At 63.4% G+C, this 19,844-nt stretch carries 19 protein-coding genes and 1 tRNA gene; 17 read left to right on the top strand and 3 right to left on the bottom strand.

Going from position 1 to position 19,844, the window contains the following annotated elements:
• The first annotated feature begins 109 nt into the window (after positions 1–109).
• Positions 110–1,243 (top strand): nuclear transport factor 2 family protein, encoded by a 1,134-nt coding sequence (locus tag P9875_RS00960; protein ID WP_278317352.1) that lies wholly within the window; start codon positions 110–112, stop codon positions 1,241–1,243.
• A 2-nt stretch (positions 1,244–1,245) separates the two neighbouring features.
• On the opposite strand, the gene P9875_RS00965 is transcribed toward P9875_RS00960, so the two are convergent.
• Positions 1,246–1,986 (bottom strand): GntR family transcriptional regulator, encoded by a 741-nt coding sequence (locus tag P9875_RS00965; RefSeq protein WP_035823211.1) that lies wholly within the window; start codon positions 1,984–1,986, stop codon positions 1,246–1,248.
• Positions 1,987–2,332: 346 nt separating this feature from the next.
• Between P9875_RS00965 and P9875_RS00970 the strand changes: the two genes are divergently transcribed.
• From P9875_RS00970 to P9875_RS01020, 11 genes are all read left to right on the top strand, one after another.
• Positions 2,333–3,619: a D-amino acid dehydrogenase gene (locus P9875_RS00970; protein ID WP_278317353.1), complete on the top strand. Its 1,287-nt coding sequence runs from the start codon at positions 2,333–2,335 to the stop codon at positions 3,617–3,619.
• Positions 3,620–3,699: 80 nt separating this feature from the next.
• The gene (locus P9875_RS00975) at positions 3,700–4,146 is read left to right on the top strand and encodes a YchJ family protein (RefSeq protein ID WP_176387778.1); all 447 of its coding nucleotides are present in this window, start codon (positions 3,700–3,702) and stop codon (positions 4,144–4,146) included.
• Positions 4,147–4,186: 40 nt separating this feature from the next.
• Positions 4,187–5,809, top strand: a complete 1,623-nt coding sequence (locus P9875_RS00980; protein ID WP_225243211.1) for a carboxyl transferase domain-containing protein — start codon at positions 4,187–4,189, stop codon at positions 5,807–5,809.
• Positions 5,810–5,822: 13 nt separating this feature from the next.
• The gene (locus P9875_RS00985) at positions 5,823–6,611 is read left to right on the top strand and encodes an enoyl-CoA hydratase/isomerase family protein (protein ID WP_278317354.1); all 789 of its coding nucleotides are present in this window, start codon (positions 5,823–5,825) and stop codon (positions 6,609–6,611) included.
• Positions 6,612–6,630: 19 nt separating this feature from the next.
• Positions 6,631–7,959: an adenosylmethionine--8-amino-7-oxononanoate transaminase gene (gene bioA / locus P9875_RS00990; protein ID WP_278317355.1), complete on the top strand. Its 1,329-nt coding sequence runs from the start codon at positions 6,631–6,633 to the stop codon at positions 7,957–7,959.
• 1 nt (position 7,960) lies between these two features.
• The gene (gene bioF / locus P9875_RS00995; RefSeq protein WP_278317356.1) at positions 7,961–9,157 is read left to right on the top strand and encodes an 8-amino-7-oxononanoate synthase; all 1,197 of its coding nucleotides are present in this window, start codon (positions 7,961–7,963) and stop codon (positions 9,155–9,157) included.
• On the top strand, positions 9,147–9,938 hold the full coding sequence (gene bioD, locus P9875_RS01000; protein ID WP_278317357.1) for a dethiobiotin synthase: 792 nt from the start codon (positions 9,147–9,149) through the stop codon (positions 9,936–9,938). The genes bioF and bioD overlap by 11 nt, the downstream gene beginning before the upstream one ends.
• A 33-nt stretch (positions 9,939–9,971) precedes the next feature.
• On the top strand, positions 9,972–11,018 hold the full coding sequence (bioB, locus tag P9875_RS01005) for a biotin synthase BioB (protein WP_046681747.1): 1,047 nt from the start codon (positions 9,972–9,974) through the stop codon (positions 11,016–11,018).
• Between the two features lie 160 nt (positions 11,019–11,178).
• Positions 11,179–13,206 (top strand): acetyl/propionyl/methylcrotonyl-CoA carboxylase subunit alpha, encoded by a 2,028-nt coding sequence (locus tag P9875_RS01010; RefSeq protein WP_278317358.1) that lies wholly within the window; start codon positions 11,179–11,181, stop codon positions 13,204–13,206.
• 10 nt (positions 13,207–13,216) lie between these two features.
• On the top strand, positions 13,217–14,149 hold the full coding sequence (locus tag P9875_RS01015; protein WP_278317359.1) for a 2-hydroxyacid dehydrogenase: 933 nt from the start codon (positions 13,217–13,219) through the stop codon (positions 14,147–14,149).
• Between the two features lies 1 nt (position 14,150).
• Positions 14,151–15,074: a hydroxymethylglutaryl-CoA lyase gene (locus tag P9875_RS01020; protein WP_278317360.1), complete on the top strand. Its 924-nt coding sequence runs from the start codon at positions 14,151–14,153 to the stop codon at positions 15,072–15,074.
• Positions 15,075–15,238: 164 nt separating this feature from the next.
• Here the strand turns inward: P9875_RS01020 and P9875_RS01025 are convergent.
• A tRNA-Pro gene (locus P9875_RS01025) sits at positions 15,239–15,315 on the bottom strand.
• Between the two features lie 205 nt (positions 15,316–15,520).
• On the opposite strand from P9875_RS01025, the gene P9875_RS01030 reads away from it, so the two are divergent.
• The 3 genes from P9875_RS01030 to P9875_RS01040 all read left to right on the top strand — a co-directional run bounded on the left by P9875_RS01030 (position 15,521) and on the right by P9875_RS01040 (position 17,171).
• Complete coding sequence (locus tag P9875_RS01030) at positions 15,521–16,120, top strand: hypothetical protein (protein ID WP_035823235.1); 600 nt, start codon at positions 15,521–15,523, stop codon at positions 16,118–16,120.
• 63 nt (positions 16,121–16,183) lie between these two features.
• Positions 16,184–16,795: a nucleotidyltransferase domain-containing protein gene (locus P9875_RS01035; protein WP_278317361.1), complete on the top strand. Its 612-nt coding sequence runs from the start codon at positions 16,184–16,186 to the stop codon at positions 16,793–16,795.
• The gene (locus tag P9875_RS01040; protein ID WP_278317362.1) at positions 16,734–17,171 is read left to right on the top strand and encodes a hypothetical protein; all 438 of its coding nucleotides are present in this window, start codon (positions 16,734–16,736) and stop codon (positions 17,169–17,171) included. The genes P9875_RS01035 and P9875_RS01040 overlap by 62 nt, the downstream gene beginning before the upstream one ends.
• Before the next feature lie 8 nt (positions 17,172–17,179).
• On the opposite strand, the gene rsmI is transcribed toward P9875_RS01040, so the two are convergent.
• Positions 17,180–18,088, bottom strand: a complete 909-nt coding sequence (gene rsmI, locus P9875_RS01045; protein ID WP_070303149.1) for a 16S rRNA (cytidine(1402)-2'-O)-methyltransferase — start codon at positions 18,086–18,088, stop codon at positions 17,180–17,182.
• Positions 18,089–18,253: 165 nt separating this feature from the next.
• On the opposite strand from rsmI, the gene P9875_RS01050 reads away from it, so the two are divergent.
• Both P9875_RS01050 and P9875_RS01055 read left to right on the top strand, forming a co-directional pair.
• Entirely contained in the window at positions 18,254–19,456 is a 1,203-nt protein-coding gene (locus P9875_RS01050; RefSeq protein WP_278317363.1) for a penicillin-binding protein activator, read from the top strand.
• Positions 19,457–19,467: 11 nt separating this feature from the next.
• A complete protein-coding gene (locus P9875_RS01055; protein ID WP_225243201.1) occupies positions 19,468–19,827 on the top strand; it encodes a YraN family protein in 360 nt (119 codons plus the stop codon).
• Positions 19,828–19,844 lie beyond the last annotated feature (17 nt).

Genomic DNA, 19,844 nt, shown 5'->3' on the forward strand with positions numbered 1-19,844 from the left:
ATCCTGTTTGGCGACATCAATTCCCCTGCATTTCGATAACTTATCGACCACCAGCGATCTGAAATAGTCGTTGCTCCGATAAACGCAGTTCTATATGCAGGGTAAATCCATGATTCAGTTTTTATTGCGAACGATACTCGCCTGTTGCTTGCTCAGCATCACCGCCGTCGGCACCGCCGCCACCGCGGACCAGGACGAACACGCCATCCGGGAAACCGTGCGCTTGTATTTGCATGGCACCAGCTTCAACGTGCAGGAAGAGATCAACCAGGCCTTCCATGCAAATTCACGCCTGTACCTGGACGGCAAAGATAATACGGAATGGCAGTTGAGCGGTCCGGAATACGCCAAACTCTTTAGCGAGGAGAAAAAAGGGCAATTCAATGGACGCCACGGGCGGCTGCTCAAGGTGGAGGTGAGCGGCAAGGTGGCCACCGCCAAGGCGGAGATCCACATTCCCCAGCAAGGGGTGCGCTATGTGGATGTCTTTCTGTTGAAAAAGATCGCGGGCAACTGGAAGATCGTCAGCAAGTCGGCCGATCGCGAGCCGGCAGCCCCGCGCCAGGCACGCAAGGTGCTGCTGGTCGTGTCGAATGTGCATGAATATCCAGGCACAAAAATCAACGCTGGCAATAATTTTCCCGAGCTTGCCTATACCTATGATGTCTTTCGCAAAGCAGGGTACACGGTCGACTTTGTCAGTCCCGAGGGGGGCGCCATTCCCCTGGAAATGATCGTCACGTCGGACGCGCTGCTCAAGAAGTATCTGTACGACAGTGATTTCATGTGGGCACTGGCCCATACCAGGCCCGTCGCCGAGGTCAGGGCGGACGAGTATGCGGGCATGGCTTTCGTCGGCGGCGGCGCGGCCATCGTCGGCATCCCGGACAACAAGCCGCTGCAGGACATCGCCTTGCGTATCTACGAACAACAGGGCGGGGTGATCGCGGCCATCTGCCATGGCACCGAGGGCATCAAGAACCTGAAGCTCAGCGACGGTACTTTCCTGATCCAGGGCAAGACGCTCACCTCCTTCCCCGATGCGTATCTCAACAAGGAATCTCCGGTCTACAAGGCTTATCCCTTTTCGGCGGAAGCCAGCATCAAGGGCCATGGCGGCATCTTCAGGCACGGCGCCAACGGACAGAGCCACGTCGAGGTCGATGGCCGGCTGGTGACCGGCATGAGCTGGGAGTCGTCCGTCGGCGTGGCGGAATCCATGATCCGCCTGCTCGAACAGTAGATTTATGGAGCGCGGCGCATTTCCGCCACAAAATCGTAATGATCGCTGCGGCAATACGAATGCGTCAGTTCCACCGCTTCGCCCGTCTCCAGGTAGGCGATGCGCGTGATGAACAGCACGGCCTGGCCATCGGGGATGCCCAGTTGCTTGGCCAGCACGTCCGTCGCATTCATGGCGCGGATGTGCTGCAAGGCGCGCACGGGGGCCTTCTTGATGCTGCTCAAGTATTCATACAGCGAGTCGCCCATGGCGGCCGGGTCCGGCACCACGCTGAAGGGCAGCACGCTCACCTCATACGCCATCACGACATCGTCAGCCAGGCGCAAGCGCTCGAGGCGCGCCACCTTCGTGTTCTGCGCCAGGCCCAGGCTCAGCTGTTCATCGCTGCTGGCGATGACGACTTCGCGCTTGAGCCAGCGCGAGCCGGGACGGTAGCCGCGCTGCTGCAACTGCTCGGAAAAGCTCGACAGGTTCGACAGCGGCTGCTCGATGCGCGGGGCAATATAGTTGCCCGAACCACGGCGGCGCACGACGAGGCCTTGCTCGACGAGCTGGTCGATGGCCTTGCGGGCAGTCACGCGCGATACGTCAAGCAGTTCGGACAGGGTACGTTCGGATGGCAGGGCCTGGTCTACCTGGTAGCGGCCGTTGCGTACGTCATCGCTCAGCTTGCGGGCGATCTGCATATATAAAGGCGAATTGTCATTTAAATCGACCTTGAGTTCTACGCTGGTCTGGCTCATACAGTTCTCCTTGTCCTCCTAGTGTAATAGCGATGGCGCCTGCGCGTAGCCCGTCCACCCATGAATAAATGGAAAATGACCATAAATAACGGTTATACACTTAAAAAAACAATGTTTTACCGTACGTATGGCTTTGCATTGTAGACAAATAAGCAATTTTCATTGGCATAGGAAACCATCCCGCCCTATGCTGGCTGCGCAGCGAGGAATGGTCCTCACGGCGCTCTACCGTGGTGCGATGGACAAGCATCCATCCTTGCCTTGAAATGGTGCATTCCTGAAAGTTATGGCTGCACCATGATGTTTCATTGGCTGCCTTGGCGGCCAGCCTCTAAGCTCTTCCCGAATGCTCCCGCACCATGGGAGCGCAACGCAGCGAGGCAACATGCAGCAACACGTCATCATCATCGGCGGCGGCGTCGTCGGTCTGACATCGGCCTGGTGGCTGGCCGAGGCCGGCTACAAGGTCACGGTACTGGAGCGCAATGAACAGGTGGCGGTCGCCGCCAGCTACCGCAATGGCGGCCAGCTCAGCTATCGCTATGTGGCCCCGCTGGCGGACGCGGGCGTGCCCTTCAAGGCCCTGCAATGGCTGCTGCAGAAAGATGGTCCGCTGCGCTTCCGTCCCGAGGCCGACTGGCGCCAATGGCGCTGGATGGCCAGTTTCCTGCGCAATTGCAACAGCGCCAGCAACGCCCGCACGACGGCCAAGCTGCTGGAATTAGGCGAACTGAGCCGCGCCGGCATGGCCCAGCTGGAATTGACCGTGCCGCCGGAAGCGTATGCGCGCCGCGATGCGGGCAAACTCATCGTCTACCGCTCGCCGGCGATTTTTCAGCGGGCCGTGGCGCGGCCCGAGTCGGAAGAGGCGCACGTCGTCTTGTCGCCGACGGAGGCGGTACAGCGCGAACCGGCGCTGGCCGCCTTGCAGGATTCCCTGGCGGGCGGCATTTTTACGCCCGGCGAAGCGGTGGCCGATTGCCACGCCTTTTGCCTGGCACTGGAAGCGCGCCTGCTGCAGCACCCGAATTGTTCGCTCATATTAAAAGGCGAGGCGCGCCGCCTCGTCACGCACAAGGGCAGGATCACGGGCGTCGACACCAGCCTGGGCCTGTTGCAGGCAGATCACTATGTGCTGGCGGCGGGCATCCAGAGCCGCGACCTGGCCGCCACGGCAGGCATCTATCTGCCCCTGTACCCGCTGAAAGGCTACAGCCTGACGGCGCCCATCCGCGCGCAAGACCGGGCGCCCGAGATCAGCATCACGGATTTTGAGCGCAAGGTGCTGTATGCGCGCATTGGTGGCGACCTGCGCGTGGCCGCCATGGTCGACATGGTGGGCGCCGACAACAGCATCGATTGGAACCGCATCGCGGGCCTGACGCGGCTGGCGCGCGAAGCCATGCCGCACGGCGCCGATTACGACCAGGCCACGGCCTGGGCCGGTTTGCGTCCCGCCACGCCGAACAGCGCGCCGCTGGTGGGCGCCAGCAAAGTGGCCAACTTGTGGCTCAATGTGGGCCATGGCCCGCTGGGCTTTACCTTTGCCGCCGGCACGGCGCGCATCCTGGCCGACCTGATGGCCGGCAAGGCGCCGCCGTTCGCGCTGGACTTCCTCAGTCCGAAAAAATAGCCAGTCAAGGCGGCGCGCACGCGCCGTTGCCGATATGGCGGATAATTGCGGAACTTTTCAGTTCCCCTATTTGCCAGCGCATGCCCACACTCTCGACATCTGCCGCCTGCCCCTGTGGCGGCGCCTCCTACGCCAGCTGCTGCGGCCCCTATATCGCGGGCGACGCCTTGCCGCCCACAGCCGAAACGCTGATGCGTTCGCGCTACACGGCGTTCACCTTGCGCGACGAAGCGTATCTGCTTGCCACCTGGCATGCCAGCACCCGTCCCACCGATGCTTTATTTGCCGAAGAAGAAAAAGTCCACTGGCTGGGACTTGAGGTAAAATCTGCTTTACGTTTACGTCAACGTAAAGCAGTATCAGCAGATCAAGCCGAAGAGATACACCGCGACAGCGTCGAATTCGTGGCCCGCTACAAGGTCAACGGCCGCGCGCACCGCCTGCATGAAGTGAGCCGCTTCGTGCGTGAAGCTGGTGACGGCGGCGCCCTGCGCTGGTTTTATCTCGACGGCAGTTTTCCCGAATAGCGCGACCCGAGAGACCGGGCGATCATAAAAAGGAACCGCAATGCCGCACATCGAAAGCAAACTCAATCCGCGCAGTGAAGATTTCAAGGCCAATGCCGCGGCCATGCAAGCCATCGTCGACGATTTGCGCGACAAGGTGGAAAAGATCGCGGCCGGCGGCGGCGAGGCGGCCGCCGCCAAGCACCTGGCGCGCGGCAAACTGCTGCCACGCGACCGCGTACAGATGCTGCTCGATCCCGGCACGCCTTTCCTCGAGTTTTCCCAGATGGCGGCTTACGCCATGTACCAGGACGCCAAGGGCGTCGATGCGGCGCCTTCCGCCGGCATCATCACCGGCATCGGCCGCGTCTCGGGCCAGGAATGCGTCATCGTGTGTAACGACGCTACCGTCAAGGGCGGCACGTATTACCCGATGACGGTGAAAAAACACTTGCGCGCCCAGGAAATCGCCGACCAGAACAACCTGCCGTGCATTTACCTGGTCGACTCGGGCGGCGCCAATCTGCCGAACCAGGACGACGTCTTCCCCGACCGCGACCATTTCGGCCGCATCTTCTACAACCAGGCGAATCTGTCGGCCAAAGGCATCCCGCAGATCGCCGTCGTGATGGGTTCTTGCACGGCCGGCGGCGCCTACGTGCCGGCCATGAGCGACGAGTCGATCATCGTCAAGGAGCAGGGCACGATTTTCCTCGGCGGCCCGCCGCTGGTCAAAGCGGCGACAGGTGAAGTCGTAACGGCAGAAGACCTCGGTGGCGGCGACGTGCATACGCGCTTGTCCGGCGTGGTCGACCACCTGGCGCAAAACGATTTGCATGCGCTGTCGCTGGCGCGCACCATCGTCTCGAACCTGAACCGTCAAAAACCGCAGCAGATGGACTTGCGCGCATCCGTCGAACCGAAATACCCGACGCAGGAATTGTATGGCGTGATCCCCGTCGATACGCGCAAACCGTTCGACGTGCGCGAAGTGATCGCGCGCATCGTCGACGGCAGCGATTTCGACGAATTCAAGGCCCGCTACGGCACCACGCTGATCTGCGGCTTTGCGCACATCTATGGCGTCAAAGTCGGCATCATCGCCAATAACGGCATCTTGTTCTCCGAATCGGCCCTGAAAGGCACGCATTTCATCGAGTTATGCTGCCAGCGCAAGATCCCGCTCGTGTTTTTGCAAAACATCACTGGCTTCATGGTGGGCCGCAAATACGAAAACGAAGGCATCGCCCGCAATGGCGCCAAGATGGTGACGGCTGTCGCGACGGCCGCCGTGCCGAAATTCACCGTCATCATCGGCGGCAGCTTCGGCGCCGGTAATTACGGCATGTGCGGCCGCGCGTTTTCTCCGCGCTTCATGTGGATGTGGCCGAATGCGCGCATCTCCGTCATGGGCGGAGACCAGGCCGCTTCCGTGCTGGCGACCGTCAAGCGCGACGGCATCGAAGGCAAGGGCGGGCAGTGGAGCGCGGACGAGGAAGCGGCCTTCAAGCAGCCGATCAAGGATCAATACGAACACCAGGGCCACCCGTACTACGCCACCGCGCGCCTGTGGGACGACGGCGTGATCGACCCGGCCGACACCCGCATGGTGCTGGGCCTGGGCCTGTCGGCCGCGCTCAACGCGGAAATCCCGGACACGAAGTTCGGCGTATTCCGCATGTAAGGGGGAGAAAACCATGGAATTTGAAACCTTAAAGCTGGTCATCGAGGGCAACGTCGCCACCGTGACCCTGAACCGCCCTGACGTGCGCAACGCCTTCAACGAGACGACGATCGCCGAACTGGCGCGCGCCTTCGAGGGCCTGGGGCGCAGCGACATGGTGCGCGCCATCGTGCTGGCGGCCAATGGCGCGGCCTTCTGCGCCGGTGCGGACTTGAACTGGATGAAGAAGATGGCAGGCTACACGCATGCCGAAAACCAGGCCGACGCGCTGCAGCTGGCGCAGATGCTGCGCACGATTTACCTGTGTCCCAAGCCCGTCGTGGCGAAGGTCCAGGGCGACTGTTATGCGGGCGGCATGGGCCTCGTCGCCGCATGCGATATCATTCTGGCTGCGGAAGACGTGCATTTCTGCCTGAGCGAAGTGCGGCTGGGCCTGATCCCGGCCACTATTTCACCGTATGTCATCAAGGCCATGGGCGAAAACGCGGCACGCCGCTATTTCCTGACCGCGGAGCGATTCTCCGCGCAAGAGGCGCTGCGCATCGGCTTTGCCCACGAGGTAGTCGAGGCAAGCGCGCTGGACGCGAAAACCTTTGACGTGCTCAAGGCGCTGACGGGCAACAGCCCGCACGCCGTGGCGCAAGCGAAAACGCTGGTGCGCGAGATCGCTGGCCAGCCGGTCAACGATGCGCTGCTGGCGGATACCGCCGAGCGCATCGCGCAGATCCGCGCGTCGGAACAGGGCCGCGAAGGCGTGCAGTCGTTTCTCGACAAGCGCAAGCCGAGCTGGCTCATGGGCTAGCAATATCATTGGAGCAGTTTTGAAAGCAGAAAAACAATCGGGCTGGGTCGAACGCAGTCTGCGCAGCGTGTGGCATCCGTGCACGCAAATGCAGCACCACGAGACTGTACCGCTCATCCCCGTCAGCCATGGCCGCGGCGCCTGGCTGTATGACCACGAAGGCCGACGCTACCTGGACGCCATCAGCTCCTGGTGGGTGAACCTGTTCGGCCATGCGAATCCGCGCATCAATGCGGAACTCAAGGACCAGCTGGACCGGCTGGAACACGCGATGCTGGCCGGTTTCACGCATGAACCGGTGATCGAACTGTCGGAAAAGCTCTCTGCGCTCACCGGCGGCGTGCTTGGCCACAGCTTTTACGCGTCCGACGGGGCATCGGCCGTGGAAATCGCCCTGAAAATGAGTTTTCACGCCTGGCGCAACAGCGGCAAGAGTGAAAAGCAGGAATTCGTCTGCCTGAAGGGCAGCTACCACGGCGAAACCATCGGCGCCCTGGCCGTCACGGACGTCGCCCTGTTCAAGGATGCCTACGGCCCCCTGCTGCGCGCCACCCAGACGGTGATGTCGCCCGACTTCCGCCAGGCGGCCAAAGGTGAAACGGCTGCAGATGTGGCGCGCCGCACGGCCGCCGAAGTCGAGCAACTGTTCCAGCAAAAAGCCGACAAGATCGCCGCCATCATCATCGAACCATTGGTCCAATGCGCCACCGGCATGGCCATGCACGACCCCTTATACCTGTCGCTGGTGCGCGCCCTGTGCGACCGTTATCAAGTCCATTTGATCCTCGATGAAATCGCCGTCGGCTGCGGCCGCACGGGCACCTTCTTTGCGTGCGAACAGGCCGGCATCTGGCCCGATTTCGTCTGTCTGTCGAAGGGCATCAGCGGCGGCTATTTGCCTCTGTCTCTCGTAATGACGCGCGAAGACATTTACCAGGCCTTCTACAGCACCGATGTGCGCCGCGGCTTTTTGCATTCGCACTCGTACACGGGCAATCCGCTGGCCTGCCGCGCGGCGCTGGCGACCCTGTCGATCTTCGAGGAAGACGATGTACTGGCGGCCAACCGGGGGCGCGCCGAGAAAATCACGCGCGCGCTGGCGCCGCTGGCGCAGCACGAGCGCGTAAAACACTTCCGCCAGCAGGGCATGATCTGGGCCTTCGATGCGGTGGACGCGGCGCCCGATTTTTCGCGCCGTTTCTTCAGCACGGCGCTGGAACATGAACTGCTGATGCGCCCCATCGGCTCCACCGTCTACCTGATGCCGCCGTACATCCTCGACGACGAGGAAATCGCGGGCCTGGGCCAGCAGACCCTGGCCGTCTTCAATCATGTGATCGGGGCCTGAGATGGAACTGATCGCGCGATTACAACAGCAGCTGCAAGGGCTGGAAGAACGCAGCCTGATCCGCCGCCGCCGCACCGTCGACACGCCGTGCGCGCCACGCCTGACGGTCGATGGCCGCGCCATGCTGGCCTTTTGCAGCAATGACTACCTGGGCCTGGCGTCGCATCCGCGCATCGTCGCCGCGCTGAAAGAGGGCGCCGACCTGTATGGCGCAGGCAGCGGCGCTTCGCACCTGATCAGCGGCCATAGCCGCGCGCACGCGCAGCTGGAAGAACGGCTGGCCGCTTTCGTGGGCGCCAACCTGGAACAGGCGCGCGCCCTGTATTTCTGCACCGGCTACATGGCCAACCTGGCCGTGCTGACGGCCTTGTCGGCGGGCGATCCGGAAGCGGAGATTTTTTCGGAAGCGCTGAACCACGCTTCGCTGATCGACGGCACGCGCCTGGCCCGCGTCAAGACGCGCGTGTATCCGCACGCCGACCTCGATGCCCTGGCGGCACTGCTGGCGGCCAGCACGGCACAGACGAAAATCGTCGTCACCGACAGCGTCTTCAGCATGGATGGCGACCTGGCGCCGCTGCCCGCGCTGCTGGCCCTGTGCGAGCAGTACGGCGCCTGGCTGGTGGTCGACGACGCGCACGGCTTCGGCGCGCTGGGCGCCAATGGCCGTGGCGCGCTCGAACATTTCAATCTGCGTTCCCCTTACCTCGTGTATGTGGGCACCCTGGGCAAATCGGCCGGCGTGGGCGGCGCCTTTGTGTGCGCGCACGAAGCCGTGATCGACACCCTGATCCAGAAGGCGCGTCCTTACATCTTCACGACGGCGGCCGCGCCCGCGCTCGCGCATGCGCTGCTGGCCAGCCTGGACATCATCGCCGGGGACGAAGGAAAACAACGCCGCGCCCACCTGGCAGCGCTGGTGGGGCAATGGAATGACGGCTTGCTGCTGCAGCGCTGGCAAGCCTTGCCGTCGGTGACCGCCATCCAGCCCGTCATCATCGGCGAAAATGCGGACATGCTGGCCGTCGCCGCCCAACTGTACCAGCAGGGACTGTGGGTCGGCGCCATCCGCCCGCCCACCGTGCCAGTCGGTACGGCACGCCTGCGCGTGACCCTGTCGGCCGGCCACACGGCGCAGGAAGTGGCGCAATTGATCAATGCAGTCAACACCCTGGAAAGGACTCGCCATGAGCCTTGATGACCCTATCGTGGCGGACGTGCTGGCGGATCTGGCGCCGGCCGTGCAGCCGGCGCCGGCGGCCACCGGCATGCCATCGCGCTTTGCCTGTTTCGTCACCGGCACCGACACGGAAATCGGCAAAACCTTGACCTCGTCGGCCCTGCTGCACGCGCTGGTCGCGCGCGGCGTGCGCGCCTGCGGCATGAAGCCCGTCGCCGCCGGCGCCGAAATGCGCGACGGCGAACTGCATAATGAAGACGCCGACAGCCTGATCGCCGCCGGCAACGTCACCATGCTGCGCAGCCTGACGACGCCTTACATGCTGAAGGAACCAGCTGCACCGCACATCGCCGCCGCGCTCGAAGGCGTGAGCATTGAATCCGTGCCGATCCTGGCCGCCTACCTGGAAATCGCCGCCGCCTCGGACGCTGTCGTGGTCGAAGGCGTGGGCGGTTTCCGCGTGCCGCTGTCGCCCGGCTTTGATTCGGCCGACCTGGCGCAGCAGCTCGATCTGCCCGTGATCCTCGTGGTCGGCATGCGCCTGGGCTGCATCAGCCAGGCCTTGCTGACGGTGGAAGCCATCGAAGCGCGCGGCTTGACGGTGATCGGCTGGGTCGCCAACACCCTGGAAGTGGAAATGCGCTTCCTCGATGAAAATATCGATGCGCTGATCGAGCGCATCCCGGCGCCGCTGCTGGGCAGGGTACCGCGCCTGGCGCAACCGAGCGCACAAGCGGCGGCCGCGTATCTCGATTTCACCGGCTTGCCCAACTGGCCGGCGCAGCACCCCAACACTTAAAACGTATCCCAAAATAGAAGCGAAGGAATCACCATGTCCGTAGTCCAAGAAGCAGCAAAAACCGTCGAACTGCACCGCCCTGCGGCGCGCATCACCCTGCCCGAAGCGGCCACCTGGCCCATCGATGATGTGCTGGCCCTGTTCGACCTGCCATTCAATGACCTGATGTTCAAGGCCCAGCAAACGCACCGCATCAACTTCCCCGACGGCGACGTGGAACTGGCGACCCTGTTGTCGATCAAGACGGGCGGCTGCGAGGAAGACTGCGGCTACTGCCCGCAGGCGGCCCGCTACGACACGGGCGTGGAAGCGAAGAAAATCCTCGACATCGACACGGTGCTCGACGCGGCCCGCCAGGCGAAAGCCAACGGCGCCACGCGCTTCTGCATGGGCGCCGCCTGGCGCGGCCCGAAAGACCGCGACATGGACAAAGTCGAGGAGATGGTCAGCAAAGTCAAAGCGCTGGGCCTGGAAACCTGCGCCACCCTGGGCATGCTGGAAGAGGGACAAGCGGACCGCCTGAAAAACGCGGGCCTGGATTTCTATAACCACAACCTCGACACGGCGCCCGAGTTTTACGACAACGTCATCTCCACGCGCGAATACCAGGACCGCCTCGATACTTTGGGCCGCGTGCGCGAAGCGGGCTTGAAAGTATGCTGCGGCGGCATCGTCGGCATGGGCGAGACGCGTCTGCAACGCGCGGGCCTGATCGCCCAGCTGGCGAACCTGAATCCGTATCCGGAATCGGTACCCGTCAACCACCTGGTGCAGGTCGAAGGCACGCCTTTGTTTGGCCTGGAAGCGCTGGATCCGTTCGAATTCGTGCGCACGATTGCCGTCGCACGCATCACCATGCCGAAAGCGCGCGTGCGTTTGTCGGCCGGCCGCCGCCAGATGGGCGAAGCCGTGCAGGCGATGTGCTTCCTGGCTGGCGCCAACTCCATCTTCTACGGCGACAAGCTGCTCACCACCGACAACCCGGAAGCGGAAGACGACCGCGTCTTGCTCGGTAAACTGGGCTTGCAGACGCGCGGCGCCATGCTCGAATCGGTGCAGAAAGAGAAGTGCGGCTGCTGATGACAGCCTTGTCGGGTTACGCCGTGCCGGCTAACCCGACCTACGATATCCAGCCTCACCATGCGTAGGTCGGTTTGGCGCGTAGCGCGTAAACCGACAAACCAGCAGACAAGGTCCGCCAAGAGACAGCTGCCCCTTTTTGAGAGAATAGAGAGAGACCATGTTCACTAAAATCCTGATCGCCAACCGCGGCGAAATCGCTTGCCGTGTCGCCGCTACCGCGCGCCGCATGGGCATCCAGACCGTCGCCGTGTATTCGGAAGCGGACGCCAACGCCAAGCACGTCGCCGTGTGCGACGAAGCCGTCTTGATCGGCCCCGCGCCGGCCAAGGAAAGCTATCTGTGCGGCGACAAGATCATCGCCGTGGCGCTGGCCACTGGTGCCCAGGCGATTCACCCCGGCTATGGTTTCCTGTCCGAGAACGCCGACTTCGCCGACGCCTGCCACGCTGCGGGCCTCGTCTTCATCGGCCCGCCGGCGTCCGCCATGCGCGCCATGGGCTCCAAGTCGGCCGCCAAGTCGCTGATGGAAAAGGCGAATGTGCCGCTGGTGCCCGGCTACCACGGCGAAGAACAGGATGCGGATTTCCTGCACACGCAAGCCGACAAGATCGGCTACCCCGTGCTGCTGAAAGCCTCGGCTGGCGGCGGCGGCAAGGGCATGCGCGTCATTGAAAACAGCACCGACTTCAAGGCCGCGCTGGCCTCGTGCAAGCGCGAAGCGATCAGCTCTTTCGGCGACGACAAGGTGCTGGCCGAAAAATACCTGTCGCGTCCACGGCATATCGAAATCCAGGTGTTCGCCGACACGCTCGGCAACTGCATCTACCTGTTCGAGCGCGATTGCTCGGTGCAGCGCCGTCATCAAAAGGTGCTGGAAGAAGCGCCTGCGCCGGGCATGCCAGCCGACCGACGCGCGGCCATGGGCGAGGCGGCCGTTGCCGCCGCCAAGGCCGTCGGCTACGTCGGCGCGGGCACGGTCGAATTCATCGCCAACCAGGATGGTTCGTTCTACTTCATGGAGATGAACACGCGCCTGCAAGTGGAACATCCGGTGACGGAAATGATCACCGGCACCGACCTGGTGGAATGGCAGTTGCGCGTCGCCTTTGGCGAGCCGCTGCCGAAAAAACAAAGCGAACTGGCGATCCACGGCCACGCCATCGAGGCGCGCATCTATGCGGAAAATCCGGAGAAGGGCTTTTTGCCATCGATCGGCACCCTGCGCCACATGCAGTCGCCTTCGGCCGTCACGTTCGAGCTCGGTGGCACGCTGGTTCCCGCCGCCGTGCGCATCGATTCGGGCGTGCGCGAAGGCGATGCGATCTCGCCATTCTACGACCCGATGATCGCCAAGCTGATCGTCTGGGGCGCGGACCGCCGCGAGGCGCTGGTGCGCATGGCGCAGGCGCTGGCCGAATACCAGATCGTCGGCCTGGCCAGCAATATCGCCTTTTTGAAACGCCTGGTCGAAGGCCAGGCATTCAGCTCTGCCGATCTCGATACGGGTTTGATCGAGCGTAATCAAGCGTCGCTGTTCCCCGCCCTGCAGGCGGCGCCCGACACGGCCCTGGCGCTGGCGTCCGTCGCCTTGCTGCTGGAAGAAAAAGCGGCCACCGAAGCGCAATCGCTGCAGCGCGCCGACCCGTGGGGCAATGCCCTCGGCTGGCGTCTGAACAGCACCCTGGGCCGCAGCCTGTCGTTCGCCGATGAATTCACCTTGGCCGGCGAGGGCAAGGCCTATGCGGCGCGCGTTGCCTACAAAACGGATGGCTGGCTGTTCAACGGCCAAGCCCTCACCCTGACGGCGCACACAGGCAACGAGCTGCACATCAAACTGGGCGAGCGTGCCGTGCACGGCACGGTGCTGCGCGATGGAGAACAGTTCCACGTATTTACCAACGGCTTGCACTACACCCTGCACTACAACGATCCGATGGCGCATGCGGGCGAAGTGGAAGCGGAAGGCGGCCGCCTGACGGCGCCGATGCCGGGCAAGGTCGTCGCCGTACTGGTGAACAAGGGCCAGGACGTCAAGAAGGGCGAGCCTCTGGTCATCATGGAAGCGATGAAGATGGAGCACACGATCGCCGCGCCGCACGACGGCCTGGTGGAAGACGTGCTGTATGCGGTCGGCGACCAGGTGGCCGATGGCGCGCCGCTGCTGGCCTTCAAGGCTGCCGCATAGAGGTAAGCACATGCGCATCCTGTTACAACGTTCGGACGGCAAGGAAGCGGCGTGGATCAGCGACTTGCGCGACTTGCTGCCCGAGGCCGACATTATCTTCTGGCGCGAAGGCGAAGCGGTCGCGCCGTGCGACTACGCCGTCGTGTGGCAGCCGCCCGCCGCCATGCTGCCCGAACTGGCCAACGTCAAAGCCATCTTCAACACGGGCGCTGGCGTCGACGCGCTGTTGAAATTTGGCGATGCGCTGCCGGCCCACGTGCCGCTGGTGCGCCTGGACGACGCGGGCATGGGTGTGCAGATGGCCGAATATGTGAGCCACGCCGTGCTGCGCCACTTCCGCCGCTTCGACGATTACGAGGCGCAGGGCCGCGCCGGCATCTGGCAGCCGCTGCCAGCGTTCGACAAGGCGGATTTCCCCGTCGGCGTGCTGGGCATGGGCGTGCTGGGCACGCGCGTGCTGCAAGCGCTGGCGCAGTTTGAATTCCCCTTGCGGGGATGGAGCCGCAGCCCAAAACACGCCGATGGCGTGCAATGCCACGCGGGCGAAGAGGGACTCGAAGCATTCTTGCGCGGCACGCGCGTGCTGGTGTGCATGCTGCCGCTCACGCCGGACACGCACAACCTGCTCGACCGCGCGCGCCTGTCGATGCTGCTGCCGGGCGCCTATGTCATCAACGTGGCGCGCGGCGCGCATATCGCCGAGCAGGATCTGCTGACACTGATCCGCTCCGGGCATATCGCCGGCGCGACACTCGACGTATTCCGCAACGAGCCGCTGCCGCAGCAGCACCCGTTCTGGCAAGAACCCCGCATCACCATCACGCCGCATATTTCGGCCGCCACCCTGCGCCGCGAAAGCGTGGCGCAGATCGCCGCCAAGATGCGCCGCCTGCAAGCCGGAGAAGTCGTCGCCGGCATCGTCAACCGTTTGCAAGGATATTGAAATGAATGCTCAAGCTAGTTTGCCCCAGCAGGTCAAGATCGTCGAAGTGGGTCCGCGCGACGGCCTGCAAAACGAGAAGGAAACCATCAGCGCCGCCGTCAAGATCGAACTGGTCGACCGCCTGACCCTGGCCGGCTTCGCCAACATCGAGGCGGCGTCGTTCGTCTCGCCGAAATGGGTGCCGCAGATGGCCACCAGCGCGGAAGTAATGGACAAGATCGCGCGCCGCGCTGGCACGATTTATTCGGCGCTGACGCCGAACATGCAGGGCTTTGATGCGGCACTGGCGGCGAAGGCCGATGAAGTGGTGATCTTCGGCTCCGCCTCGGAGGCCTTCTCGCAAAAGAACATCAACTGCTCGATCGCCGAATCGATTGCCCGCTTCGAAGGCGTGGCGAAGGCGGCCAAGGAACACGGCCTGCGCCTGCGCGGCAGCATCAGCTGCGCCTTCGGCTGCCCCTACCAGGGCGAAGTGCCGCTGGACGCCGTGGCCGACGTGGTGGGCCGCATGCGCGACCTCGGTTGCGACGAGATCGACATCGCCGACACCATCGGCGTGGCCACGCCGCGCAAAACGCAGGCGGTGATGGCGCGCGCGATTGCCGCCTTCCACGTGGGCGGCCTGTCCGGCCACTTCCACGATACCTACGGCCAGGCGCTGGCGAATATCTACGCCAGCCTGGAAACGGGCATCGCCATCTATCACTCGTCCGTCTCGGGCCTGGGCGGCTGCCCCTACGCCAAGGGTGCCACTGGCAACGTGGCGACCGAAGACGTGCTGTACATGATGCAAGGGCTGGGGATTGCCACCGGCATCGACCTCGACCTGGTGGTCGACGCGGGCCAGTTCATCTCGCAGCAACTGGGACGCAAGGGTTCCAGCCGGGCGGGCAACGCCATCGCGGCGAAACGCGCCGCTGTTTGAGGTAGGTCGGATTAGCGTGGCAACGCCACGCGTAATCCGACGCCACCAGAGCTATGGCCAACACTGTTGTCGGGTTACGCGCTGCGCGCTAACCCGACCTACGTGAACTGTACAGACGAAAAAAAACCCAAGAGCCTGAACTCTTGGGTTTTTTTCTACAAATTTGGTCGGAGTACAAGGATTCGAACCTTGGACCCCCTGGTCCCAAACCAGGTGCGCTACCGGGCTGCGCCACACTCCGAAGACCAAGATAATACAGGCCGTATCGACTTCGGTCAAGGGTCAGGTGAAACTCTATGTAAATTATTTACGGGCGGCACTGGAACCCATGTATTTTTCAAAACGATTGAAGTATGCGACACTGGCTTGGCAAGTTTTCCCGATCAGACATGAAGGCGACAACGGCAATGGAGTTCAGGATAGAAAGAAACGACGGTGGCCGGCCCATGCCGAACCGCCGCGGCATCGTGCTGGGCATCGCCGTGTCCTTGCTGCTGCATGGCGCCTTGATCACTCTGTGGCGCCACGTGCAGCCGGCCGCGCGGATGGACACGGCCCCGCGCGTGGAATCGATCGCCGTGTGGATACGTCCGCTGGCCGCCAAGCCTCCCCCGCCCCCGCCGCCCGTCGAAGTCGCCAAGCCGAAGCGCGAACCCAAGCCCATCAGCAAGCCTAAACTCGCCACTGTCCGGGAAACGCCGCCGGCCGCCACGGCGCCAGCATCGAGCCCGCAAGCCATCACGGTGGTGCCGGCATCACCGGCCACGCCAGCGGCCAGCGCCGATACCATCACGCAAGAGACGCCAAAGTTCGACATGGACGCGGCCAGAAGGACGGCGCGCAAGATGGCCGGCGAGCGCGACCCGTCCAAGGTGGGTACGGCCGTGGGGCAAATCCCCGACAAGCCGCTGCAAACGGAAACCCAGCTGGCGCGCGACATCGCGCAAGGCAAGCGCGGCGACTGCCGCACTGCCTACTCAGGCGCAGGCTTGCTGGCGCCCGTGATGATGTTGCTGGACAAGAAGGATAGCGGCTGCAAGTGGTGAAGAAGATTGACTATACCCATATTGGGTACTAACATACCCAATATGGGTATCTATGCAGACACATTGTTTTCCAAGACACAGCAACGCGTGCTGGCCTTGCTCTTTGGCCAGGCGCAACGCTCTTTCTATGCGAATGAAATCATCGCCTTCGCGGCCATCGGTTCGGGTGCAGTGCAACGCGAGCTGGCCAAGCTGGTGAAATCGGCCCTGGTCACGGTGAAAAAGGTGGGCAACCAGAAGCATTACCAGGCGAATCACGATGCGCCGATATTCGACGAGCTGCGCAGCATCGTACTGAAAACCTTCGGCGTGGCCGATGTGCTGCGCGTTGCGCTGCAGTCGCACTGGCAGGAAATCGACTTGGCTTTCGTGTATGGTTCCATGGCCAAGGGCACGGAACAGGCGCACAGCGATATCGACCTGATGGTGATCGGCAGCATGGCATCAAACGCCCAGTTACTGACGGCCTTGCAGCCAGTGCAGCAGCAACTGGGGCGCAGCATCAACCCGACCTTGTACACGCCAGAAGAATGGCGGCAGAGAATAGACGAGGGCAAGTCGTTCGTCGTGCGCATCCTCGAACAGCCCAAGATTTTTGTCAAAGGGGGCGACGATGAATTCATCAAGCTCGCAAGCGCTGGCGAATCTGGCGCGCATCGGCCAGCTCAAGGCTGAGCCACCCGACGCCCGCGAACGGGCCGGCTTGCTGCGCTCGGCCACCGTGCGCCTGCGTGACGCCAGACAGGTGATACTGTCGCTGGAAAGCCGCTTCGACCTGGCGTATAACGCGGCGCATGCGGCCGCCTTGTCTGCGCCGCGCCAACATGGTTATCGCAGCGACAACCGCTATCTCGTTTTCCAGAGTCTGGAACACACCTTGGGTTTCACGCCACAGCAGTGGCTACTATTAAGCCAGGCGCACAAGAAGCGCAACCTGGCCGAATACGAAGGCGAGCTCGATGTCACGGCAGGCTTTGTCGATGAGCTGATTGAACACGTGGAGCTGCTGCTCGCAGCAGCGCTAGCGCTCGATGTCAGGCCACCAGCCTGACTTCTTCTTTATTCCTGCCCCTTCAACTGCAACGCCCTTTCATACAGCGCATTCTTCTTGCGCCCCGTGATTTGCGCCGTCAGGTTCGCCGCCTGCTTGACGCTGCACTCGGCCAATAAAATGTTCAGGATGCGCTCCGCTTCCACGTCTTCCGCGTCCTGCGCTTGCGTGGCGCCTTCCAGCAGGACGACGAATTCGCCCTTTTCGCGGTGCGCATCTGCACGTATCCACGCCTCCGCTTCGGACAGGGGGCAGCGGTGGATTTCCTCGAACAGTTTCGTCAGTTCGCGCGCGAACACCACCTGGCGCGTCGGTTCGAACGCTTCCACCAGGGCCGTGGCGCAGTCGAGGATGCGGTGCGGCGCTTCATAAAACACCATGGTCGCCGTCACGCCGCGCAGGCTGTGCAGCATGTTTTCGCGCTGCTTGGCCTTGGCTGGCAGGAAGCCGACAAAGTAAAACTGGTCATTCAACAAGCCGCTGGCGGAAATGGCGGTGATCGCCGCCGACGGGCCGGGCAGGGGCAGCACGCGCAGGCCGGCCGCGCGCACGGCGTCGACGATGCGCGCGCCCGGGTCGGACACGGCGGGCGTGCCGGCGTCGGACACGAGCGCGATGCGCTCGCCGGCGTGCAGGCGGGCGATCAGGGTCTGCGCCACTTCGCGTTCATTATGCTGATGCGCCGCAATCAGAGGCTTGTTCAAGCCAAAGCGCGTCAGCAGGTGCGCCGTGTTGCGCGTATCTTCACAGGCGACGGCATCGGCAAGGCTCAGCAAATGCAGCGCGCGCAGGCTGATATCGGTCACATTGCCGATCGGCGTGGCCACTATATACAATGTTGCGATAGGATAGACCTGGTGCGCCGCCTCTGTCATGATGGGCAGGCTGGCGATGGAACTGATTTCTTGTACGGTCATTTTGGAGGTTAAATGCTTGCTAATAGTGTGAAGTTACTGCTTGTTTGTGCCGCGACCGGCATGCTGAGCGCTTGCAGCACGCCTTGCGACGCGCCCGGGCAATTGTGCGCGCCTATTGAATCTAACACAAGGGCGCTGCCGCCTCCGAAGCCGCTGCCACCACCCGTGCCGCCCAAGCCGCCCACGCCCGAACCGGTGACGTTTGCCGTGGCCGTGCCCGATATTACCGCGTATGACGGCAACGGCGCGCCACTCGCGCCCATCACCACCAGGCCGGCCACCGGCACGCCACTCGACATGCCGGCCGCCACGGCGCCGGCGCCGTCCGACGGCAAGGTCCACCACATCGGCCTGCTGCTGCCGCTGCGCTCGGCTTCCCTGGGTCCGGCCGCCGAATTGCTGCGCGCCGGCTTCATGGCCGCGTACGAGCGCGACCGCAGCGGCTTTGAAGTGACGGTGATCGATACGGGCGACGGCAGCAGCGACGTGCTGAACAAGTTTGCGCAAGCGCAAGAAGAACAGGACATCGTCGTCGGGCCTTTGTCGCGCTCGGCCGTCACGGCCGTGGCGAACAGCGACCTGGTGCGCAAACCAACGATCGCCCTGAACCACCCGGACAACCGCGGTGAAGCGCGTCTGCCGGCCAAGCTGCTGGTGATGGGCCTGTCGATCGAGGCGGAAGCGCGCCAGGTTGCCGCCTGGGCCGCCAGCGAACAGCCGGGTGCCAGCGCGCTGGTCCTGTCGGCCGGATCGCCCTCGCAGCGCCGCATCAGCGCCGCCTTCAAGCAGGAATGGCTGCGCCAAGGCGGCAAGATCGAAACGATGGACTTGACGGCAACGAATGGCTACCTGAGCGATGCCGAGCTGGTGCAGCTGCGCGCGCGCCTGGCCGCCACGCCGCCGGGCCTGCTGTTTGCCGCGCTCGACGCCGACCAGGCGCGCCAGCTGCGCGTGGCCATCGGCAGCGATCTGCCGCTGTATGGCACTTCGTCCTTGAATCCCGGCGCCGGGCGCGGCGCCAGCGGGCCTGAGCTCGACGGTGTGCGCCTGCTGGACTTGCCATGGCAAGTCCAGCGCGACCATCCGCAAGTGATGGTGTATCCACAGCCCGAGCAACCTGCCGAACGCCGGCTGACGGCCGACATGGAACGCCTGTACGCGCTGGGCATCGATGCCTTCCGCGTGGCGCGCGAAGTGGCGCTGCGCCCGAACGCGCCATTTACCCTCGATGGCGTGACGGGCCGCCTGGCCGTGCGCTTCGAAAATGATCAAAGCGTGTTCGAACGCACGGAGCAAGCCGCCACCTACCAGCAGGGCGTGCTGGGCACCTGGCCACCGGCCGTGCCGGCCACGCCACCGGTACAGTAAGGACATGCGCCATGCCGCCCTTCGCTTTCTGGAACAAACGGGAACGGGGACGGCAGGGAGAAGACGATGCGCTCGCGTATCTGTTGCTGCAAGGCCTGATGCTGCTAGAGCGCAACTATCTGTGCAAGGGTGGGGAACTCGACCTGATCATGCGCGATGGCGCCTCGGTCGTCTTCGTCGAAGTGCGGCTGCGCAGCAGTGCGGCCTTCGGCGGCGCTCTGGCCAGCATCACGCCAGCCAAGCAGCGGCGCATGGTGGTGGCCGCGCAAACCTGGCTGCTGAGGCAAAAAACCGTGCCGCCGTGCCGCTTCGACGCGCTGGCCATCGACGGCGGGCGCATCAGCTGGTTGAAGAACATCCTCGATATGTAAGCATTTTTAACAGTGCT

It is taken from the genome of Janthinobacterium rivuli (genome assembly GCF_029690045.1).
Taxonomy (GTDB): Bacteria; Pseudomonadota; Gammaproteobacteria; order Burkholderiales; family Burkholderiaceae_D; genus Janthinobacterium; species Janthinobacterium rivuli.

What these genes read in the sequence shown, in the direction of transcription:
- P9875_RS00960 (WP_278317352.1), top strand. Translation starts at nt 110, where the DNA reads ATGATTCAGTTTTTATTGCGAACGATACTCGCCTGTTGCTTGCTCAGC.
- P9875_RS00965 (WP_035823211.1), bottom strand. Translation starts at nt 1,986, where the DNA reads ATGAGCCAGACCAGCGTAGAACTCAAGGTCGATTTAAATGACAATTCG.
- P9875_RS00970 (WP_278317353.1), top strand. Translation starts at nt 2,333, where the DNA reads ATGCTCCCGCACCATGGGAGCGCAACGCAGCGAGGCAACATGCAGCAA.
- P9875_RS00975 (WP_176387778.1), top strand. Translation starts at nt 3,700, where the DNA reads ATGCCCACACTCTCGACATCTGCCGCCTGCCCCTGTGGCGGCGCCTCC.
- P9875_RS00980 (WP_225243211.1), top strand. Translation starts at nt 4,187, where the DNA reads ATGCCGCACATCGAAAGCAAACTCAATCCGCGCAGTGAAGATTTCAAG.
- P9875_RS00985 (WP_278317354.1), top strand. Translation starts at nt 5,823, where the DNA reads ATGGAATTTGAAACCTTAAAGCTGGTCATCGAGGGCAACGTCGCCACC.
- bioF (WP_278317356.1), top strand. Translation starts at nt 7,961, where the DNA reads ATGGAACTGATCGCGCGATTACAACAGCAGCTGCAAGGGCTGGAAGAA.
- bioD (WP_278317357.1), top strand. Translation starts at nt 9,147, where the DNA reads ATGAGCCTTGATGACCCTATCGTGGCGGACGTGCTGGCGGATCTGGCG.
- bioB (WP_046681747.1), top strand. Translation starts at nt 9,972, where the DNA reads ATGTCCGTAGTCCAAGAAGCAGCAAAAACCGTCGAACTGCACCGCCCT.
- P9875_RS01010 (WP_278317358.1), top strand. Translation starts at nt 11,179, where the DNA reads ATGTTCACTAAAATCCTGATCGCCAACCGCGGCGAAATCGCTTGCCGT.
- P9875_RS01015 (WP_278317359.1), top strand. Translation starts at nt 13,217, where the DNA reads ATGCGCATCCTGTTACAACGTTCGGACGGCAAGGAAGCGGCGTGGATC.
- P9875_RS01020 (WP_278317360.1), top strand. Translation starts at nt 14,151, where the DNA reads ATGAATGCTCAAGCTAGTTTGCCCCAGCAGGTCAAGATCGTCGAAGTG.
- P9875_RS01030 (WP_035823235.1), top strand. Translation starts at nt 15,521, where the DNA reads ATGCCGAACCGCCGCGGCATCGTGCTGGGCATCGCCGTGTCCTTGCTG.
- P9875_RS01040 (WP_278317362.1), top strand. Translation starts at nt 16,734, where the DNA reads ATGAATTCATCAAGCTCGCAAGCGCTGGCGAATCTGGCGCGCATCGGC.
- rsmI (WP_070303149.1), bottom strand. Translation starts at nt 18,088, where the DNA reads ATGACCGTACAAGAAATCAGTTCCATCGCCAGCCTGCCCATCATGACA.
- P9875_RS01055 (WP_225243201.1), top strand. Translation starts at nt 19,468, where the DNA reads ATGCCGCCCTTCGCTTTCTGGAACAAACGGGAACGGGGACGGCAGGGA.